General features: G+C 70.7%; 6 protein-coding genes. 3 read left to right on the plus strand and 3 right to left on the minus strand.

What is annotated here, in order from left to right; translation table 11 throughout:
* The first annotated feature begins 201 nt into the window (after positions 1-201).
* Both AC1D01_RS16205 and AC1D01_RS16210 read left to right on the plus strand, forming a co-directional pair.
* Positions 202-915 (plus strand): DUF899 family protein, encoded by a 714-nt coding sequence (locus tag AC1D01_RS16205; protein WP_477867968.1) that lies wholly within the window; start codon positions 202-204, stop codon positions 913-915.
* A 36-nt stretch (positions 916-951) separates the two neighbouring features.
* Positions 952-2103: an ATP-binding protein gene (locus tag AC1D01_RS16210; RefSeq protein WP_477867970.1), complete on the plus strand. Its 1152-nt coding sequence runs from the start codon at positions 952-954 to the stop codon at positions 2101-2103.
* Between the two features lie 39 nt (positions 2104-2142).
* Here AC1D01_RS16210 and AC1D01_RS16215 read toward each other — a convergent pair whose 3' ends face one another.
* Positions 2143-3171 (minus strand): zinc-dependent alcohol dehydrogenase family protein, encoded by a 1029-nt coding sequence (locus tag AC1D01_RS16215; RefSeq protein ID WP_477867972.1) that lies wholly within the window; start codon positions 3169-3171, stop codon positions 2143-2145.
* 65 nt (positions 3172-3236) lie between these two features.
* On the opposite strand from AC1D01_RS16215, the gene AC1D01_RS16220 reads away from it, so the two are divergent.
* A complete protein-coding gene (locus tag AC1D01_RS16220) occupies positions 3237-4136 on the plus strand; it encodes a LysR family transcriptional regulator (RefSeq protein WP_477867974.1) in 900 nt (299 codons plus the stop codon).
* A 21-nt stretch (positions 4137-4157) separates the two neighbouring features.
* Here AC1D01_RS16220 and AC1D01_RS16225 read toward each other — a convergent pair whose 3' ends face one another.
* Positions 4158-5564 carry a DHA2 family efflux MFS transporter permease subunit gene (locus AC1D01_RS16225; RefSeq protein ID WP_477867976.1) on the minus strand — a complete coding sequence of 469 codons (1407 nt, stop codon included), beginning with the start codon at positions 5562-5564 and terminating at the stop codon, positions 4158-4160.
* Entirely contained in the window at positions 5561-6199 is a 639-nt protein-coding gene (locus tag AC1D01_RS16230) for a TetR/AcrR family transcriptional regulator (RefSeq protein ID WP_477867978.1), read from the minus strand. Before AC1D01_RS16230 ends, AC1D01_RS16225 begins: the two co-directional genes overlap by 4 nt.
* Between the last annotated feature and the right edge of the window lie 316 nt (positions 6200-6515).

Below are 6515 nucleotides of genomic sequence, written 5' to 3' on the forward strand. Positions count from 1 at the left end.
CCCCGCGATGAACCAATTCGCTGTGGTCTACGAAGAGCGATTCACACTGCCGGCGCACGGCAGTCGATAAGCGAGTCGGCCAATAGCCAATTCATCTCAACCGCCTCGCACACAGAAATCCTGACAGCCCCCCGGCTTCTCCTGTCGATTCCGCCCGTCGTCATTCGTCGTCCTCGTGTCACCTCACCTCCGGAGACGTCCATGACCGTACAGCCCCCCCTCCGCCCCGCCAAGGACCTGGCCCAGTCCAAGCGCCGCTTCCCCGGCGAAACCCCCGAGTACCGCGCCGCCCGCAACGCCCTGCTCGAGCAGGAGATCGAACTGCGCCGCCTCAGCGAGCGCGTGGCCGCGCAGCGCCGCGCGCTGCCGCCGGGCGGCGTCGTGCCGCACGACTACCGCTTCGACGGCGAACAGGGCTCCGTCACGCTGTCGCAGATGTTCGGCGAGCACGACACGCTGGTCACCTACAACTTCATGTACGGCCCGCAGCGCAAGCGGCCGTGCCCGATGTGCACCTCGATGCTCAGCGCGTTCGATGGCGAGATGCCCGACATCCTGCAGCGCGTCGCGTTCTCGGTGATCGCCCGCTCGCCGATCGACCGCATCCTGGCCTTCAAGAAGGAGCGCGGCTGGCGCCACCTGCGCCTGTACTCGTCGGGCGGCAACGACTTCAACCGCGACTACGCCGACGAAGACCCGGCGAGCACCGGTGACAACGCCGGCTTCAACGTCTTCACGCGCCGCGACGGCGTCATCCGCCACACCTGGGGCGACGAGATGGGGCCGGAGAGCGCCGACCCCGGCCAGGACCCGCGCGGTGCGCCCGAAGTGATGCCGATCTGGATCGTGCTCGACATGACGCCCGGCGGCCGGGGCGTCGACTGGTACCCGGAACTCGAGTACCCGAAGCGCTGAGGCTTCGGCGGTTTCGCGCAGGGCGCAGAATGCCGGATGCGCCTGTCGAGCTTCATTCACGCCAACCTCGATGCCATCCTGCGGGATTGGGTCGCTTTCGCCGCCAACCAGATGCCCGCGGCGGCCAGCATGGACGAGGCGGGCCTGCTCGACCACGGCAGGCTGATCCTGCAGAAGATCGCCGAAGACATGCGCCGTCCGCAGGACGACGATGAGCGGCAAGCCAAGTCGGAAGGCCAGAGCGACTCGCCGACCCCCTTGCGAAGCATCCCGTCGCGCAGCCATGCCCGGCAGCGCGAGCGACAGGGCTTCGAGGTGGAGCAGATGGTGGCCGAATACCGTGCGCTGCGCGCGACGGTGTTGAGGTTGTGGCGTGCTTCCTCGGGCGAGGCGCAGGCCCCCCAGGATCTCGACGACGTGACGCGCTTCAACGAGGCCGTGGACCAGGCCATCGCGGAGTCGTTGAGCGTCTTCGTGCTGGAGGTGAACCGCACGCGCGACCTGTTTCTCGGGATGCTGGGTCACGACCTGCGAGGCCCGCTCAGCACGATCTCGGCCTACGCGGCGCTCGCGCTGCGCAACCGCCCCGACGAAGCGCCCCAGCTCGCCGTGGTGCAGCGCAGCGTCGGCCAGATGAAGGCCCTGCTGGACGACCTGGTCGAGTACACGCGCCATCGCCTGGGGGCCGGCCTGCCCGTCAGTCCGGCGCCTCTCCATCTGGACAAGTTCGCCCAGAACACGTTGCAGGAAATCGATGCGATCACCCCCGGAAGAGTCCTGCAGCTGACCGCGCTGGGCGATCTGCAGGGTGAATGGGACGCGCGACGCCTGCACCAGGCCTTGTCCAACCTGGTGTTCAATGCCTTGAAGTACGGATTCCCCAGTTCGCCGGTGCGCGTCATCCTGGATGGCACGCGCTCCGACGAAGTCCTGCTGGCCGTCGAGAATCACGGCAAGCCCATTCCTGCCGAGCTGCTGCCCAGTCTCTTCGATCCGCTGGTGCGCGCCGGCGGCGACGAAGAAGATGCCGACTCCCAGGTGGCCGGCGCCAACCTCGGCCTCGGCCTGTACGTCGTGCGCGAGATCGCCCTGGCCCATGGCGGCACGGTGGATGTCTCGTCGGATGCGGGCGCCACGCGCTTCGAGCTTCGGTTGCCACGAATCTGCGTGCGCCGCGACGGGGCTTGAGGATCCCGACCTGCGGCAGCGTACCGACCCGCGTGGCCATCACGCCGCGCCGACGTCGACGGCAATCTTGCCGCGCGCCTGGCCGCCGGCCATCCGCGCGTGGGCCGCATCCACCTCGCCCAGCGTGAAGCGATGCGCGTCCAGCATCGGCCGCAGCTTGCCTTCGGCCGCCAGCCGCGCCGCGTGGCCCAGGATCTCGCCGTGGTGGGCCAGCCCTTCGCCGGTCAGCAGCGGCAGCAGCGTGAACACGCCGGAGTAGGTGGCACCGCGGAACGACAGCGGCGCCAGCGCATGCGTGCCCCAGCCGAGGCTGCTGACCACGTGGCCGGTGTAGCGGCGCGCGGCAAGGAACGACGTATCGAGCGTCGCGCCGCCCACCGTGTCGAACACGATGTCGAAGCCCGCGCCGGCGGTGGCCTCGGCCACGTAGCGCTCCACCGGCGTTGCCGAGTAGTCGATCGGCGTGGCGCCGAGTTGGTGGATCGCGTCGAGCTGTGCCGCGCTGCCGGTGGCCCACACCTCGGCCCCGTGCGCACGCGCCAGCTGCACCGCGATGTGCCCGACGCCGCCGGCCCCGCCATGCACCAGCACGCGGTCACCGGGCTTCACCCGCGCCCGGTCGACGAGCCCTTCCCACGCCGTGATCGCGACCAGCGGCAGCACCGCCGCCTCGCGCGGTGACAGCGCGGCCGGCCGCAGCGCCAGCAGCCGCGCATCCACCGCGATGAAGCCGGCCAGCGTGCCCGCATGCCCGCCGACGCCGCCGACCATGCCGAACACCTCGTCGCCCGGCCGCAGGTGAGACACGCCGGCGCCGACCGCGCGCACGGTGCCGGCCATGTCGATGCCCAGCACGGCCGGCAGCGGCTGCCGCGCATGGGCGGCCTGGCCGGCACGGATCTTCGCGTCGAGCGGGTTCAGGCCGCTGGCCCGCACCTCGACGAGGACCTGGCCCGCGCCGGCCGACGGCATCGGCATCTCGCGCACGGTGAAGGGCGCACCGGTGGCATCGACGAAGGCCGCGCTGGTGCGGATGGGCAGGGCGAGAAGGGTGGCAGGGGATGACATGGCGGTTCTCCAGGAAGTGATGCAGCCAGTCTGGTTCATTCACAAACGTTCTTCAATCGACAAGAATGCACGCCATCCAAACGAATCTGCATGGGGCCGACATGGAGTGGAGCGACGTGAAGGTGTTCCTCGCGATCGCGCGCGAGGGCTCGCTGGGCGGTGCCGCGCGGCGCATCGGCCAGACGCAGCCGACGATGGGCCGGCGCCTGCRCGCGCTCGAGGATTCACTCGGCCAGCGGCTGTTCCAGCGCGGCAGCGCCGGCTTCGTGCTGACCGAGGAAGGGCAGTCGGTGCTGCAGCATGCGCAGCGCATCGAGGAAGAAGCGCTGGCGATCGAGCGCCGCCTCGCCGACGGCCAGGTGGCGCTGAGCGGCCTGCTGCGGATCTCGTCGTCGGACTGGTTCGGCGTGCACGTGTTGGCGCCGTGGTGCGCCGCGTTCATGGCGCTGCATCCGCAGGTGACGATCGAGCTGATCACCGACAGCCGGCTGTTCAGCCTGGCGCGGCGCGAGGCCGACCTGGTCTTCCGCATTGCGCCGTTCAGCGAGCCCGAGGTCGTGCAGCGGCGCTTCATGCACCTCGACTACGGCCTGTACGTCGCGAGCACCCGCAAGGGCCCGCTGCCGCGGCGCGGTCAGGGCCTGCGGCTGGTGACGATGGACAGCGCCTTCGACGACATGCCCGACGTGGCCTGGCTCAAGCGCAGCTTTCCCGAGGCCCGCACGGTGTTCGGCAGCAACAGCCGCGAAGCGCAGGCGCGCCTGTGCGCGGCCGGGGCCGGCGTGGCGGTGCTGCCGCGCGCGCTGGCCGACGGGATGCCCGGGCTGCGCCGCGTCACGAGAGCCGAGCCGCCGCCCGGCCGCGAGGTCTGGATGGGCTACCACCAGGACCTGCGGAATGCGGGCCGGCTGCGCGCGTTCGTCGAGTTCGTGGTGGCGCAAGCGCAGCAGCGCGCGAACGGGTGAAGCCGCTCCGGCCCCGCCGCTTCAGGATGGCCGCGGTGCCGGCCGGGTGTTGACGAAGAGACACAGCAGCGCCGTCAGCAGCGCGAGGCCGATGTGCAGCCCGTAGACCGCGTTGAAATCGCTGCGCTGCACGACGCCGTGGCCGAGCAGCAGCACCGTGATCGCGACGCCGATCACCGCGCCGATCTGGCGCGTGGCCTGGTTGACCGCGCTGCCGACCGCGTAGTGCTGGGCCGGCAGCTTGCTGACCGCCGCGCCCGACAGCGACGGCAGCACCATGCCGACGCTGGCGCCGCTCAGCAGCAGGCCGGGCAGCCAGTGCGTCAGGTAGGCGGGTTCGAGGCCGGGCATCGTCATGAACCAGAGGCCGGCGACGGCATAGAGCAGTGCGCCGCCGACCAGGAAGGGTCGGTGGCCGAGGCGCCCGGCGAGGCGGCCGGTGACGATGGCGACCGGGATCACGGTGAGCGGGCCCGGTGCGATCGCGATGCCGGCCAGCGCCTGGCTGTAGTGCCAGACGTTGTTCATGTAGAAGAAGAACGTGAAGAACATCATCGCGAACGCGATGCCGAAAGCGAGCGTGGCCGCGTTGACGGCGCTGTAGGTGCGGTGGCGGAACAGGCCGAGGTCGACCAGCGGATCGCGCGCGCGGCCGGCCCAGATGACGAAGGCCACCAGCGCGATCACGCCGGTGCCGGCGGCGGCGACCCGTTGCGCGCGCGTCCAGGCCGGCGATTCGGATTCGACGATGGCCAGCGCGATGGCGCCGACCGCGACGATCAGCAGCGCCATGCCGACCGCGTCGATCTTGCGCGGCGTGGTGGAGCGCGGGGATTCGGCGAGCAGCGCGGCGCCGCGCCACAGCGACAGCGCGCCGATCGGCAGGTTGATGAAGAAGGCCCAGGGCCAGCCGACGGTTTCGACGACGAGCGAGCCGAGGCTCGGGCCGACGGCGGCCGCGAAGCCGGCGACCGCGCCCCACAGGCTCACGGTGAGCGCGCGTTTCTCCTGCGGGAAGGCATTGAGCACGATCGACAGCGAGGCCGGCGTCAGCAGGGCCGCGCCGACGGCCTGCAGCACGCGCGCGGCGATCAGCCAGCCGACGCTGCCGGCCAGCCCGCAGGCGGCGGAGGCGGCGATGAAGACGGTGACGCCGAACAGGAAGACGCGCTTGCGGCCGTGCGTGTCGGCGAGCCCGCCGGCGGGGATCAGCATGGCGGCGTAGACGACGGTGTAGGCGTTGAGCACCCACGACATGTCGGCGGCCGTGGCCTGCGGGAAGCCGGCGCGCAGTGCGCCGAAGGCGGCGTACAGCATCGTGCTGTCGAGCGACACCAGGAAGGCCGCGACGCTCGCGACCCAGAAGACGGGCCACGGGGAGGTGCGCGGGGCGGGTGGCTCGATGGCGACGGGGGTGGCGATGCTCATGGTGCTTGCTCGGCGGGTGTTGCGGTGGTGGCTGCGGCGGCAGCGGCGGCAGCGGCGGGTGTGTCGTACTGCAGCAGCAAGGCCTGGCGTGCGCCTGCCAGCAGGGCGCGGCCTTCGGTGGTGTTGCCGAGCGCGCGGGCCAGTTGCAGCGAGCCGACCAGCGTGCCAGTGATGACGCCGGCGGCGGCGCGGTGCGTCTCGGGCAACGCGGTCGTCACGCGATCGACGAGGCGGCGCACGCGCTGCGCGGAGGCCTCGCGCACGAGCTCGGACTGGCGCGGCATGTCGGAGCCGAGCGCGGCGACCGGGCAGCCGCTGTCCATCGACACGAGGTGGCGATCGGCGAGGTAGGCATCGACCAATGCGCGAAACGGGCTGACGCCCCGGGCGGCGCGTTGCGCGGTGGACCGTGCGACGCGGTCGGCGCTCTCGCGGCTGGCGCGTTCGAGCGCTTCGACGAGCAGTGCATCGCGCGATTCGAAGTGCGCATAGAAGCCGCCGTGCGTGAGCCCGGCGTCCTTCATCACGTCGGCGACGCCGAGGCCTGCGTAGCCATGGCGGCGGATCGCGCGGGCGGCGGCTTCGACGATGCGCTCATGCGTTTCTTCCTTGCGGGTGTTGGCGGGGCGTGCCATTGGTGTGTGCGTGCCGGATTCATTAATATGACGTTGATCATATTGCTGTTCGCTGGTTCATGCTTGCTTGTGCTGCGTGCAAAGGCGCGGGTAGGGAGGCTGTGGCTCGCCGGCCGGTGCGGTCATTGCCCCTGGCGGGGCAATGACTACCCTCCGCTGACTGGTTTCAAGGCCCGTCGCCCAAACTCCCTCCACTCACTTCGTTCGTTGTGGTCAAACAGTGGGCGACAGTCAGTGCACGAAGCGTGCTGCGCACGCGGGCCATGAAACCAGCCAGCTCCGGCGCCCCGTCCCTATTGGCGCTCCACAGCCTCCC

The organism is Rhizobacter sp. P3_B12, assembly GCF_056402895.1.

Bases quoted from the DNA above. Each gene is read 5' to 3' on its own strand.
- AC1D01_RS16210 (WP_477867970.1), top strand. From the start codon at position 952: ATGCGCCTGTCGAGCTTCATTCACGCCAACCTCGATGCCATCCTGCGG.
- AC1D01_RS16205 (WP_477867968.1), top strand. From the start codon at position 202: ATGACCGTACAGCCCCCCCTCCGCCCCGCCAAGGACCTGGCCCAGTCC.
- AC1D01_RS16215 (WP_477867972.1), bottom strand. From the start codon at position 3,171: ATGTCATCCCCTGCCACCCTTCTCGCCCTGCCCATCCGCACCAGCGCG.
- AC1D01_RS16230 (WP_477867978.1), bottom strand. From the start codon at position 6,199: ATGGCACGCCCCGCCAACACCCGCAAGGAAGAAACGCATGAGCGCATC.
- AC1D01_RS16225 (WP_477867976.1), bottom strand. From the start codon at position 5,564: ATGAGCATCGCCACCCCCGTCGCCATCGAGCCACCCGCCCCGCGCACC.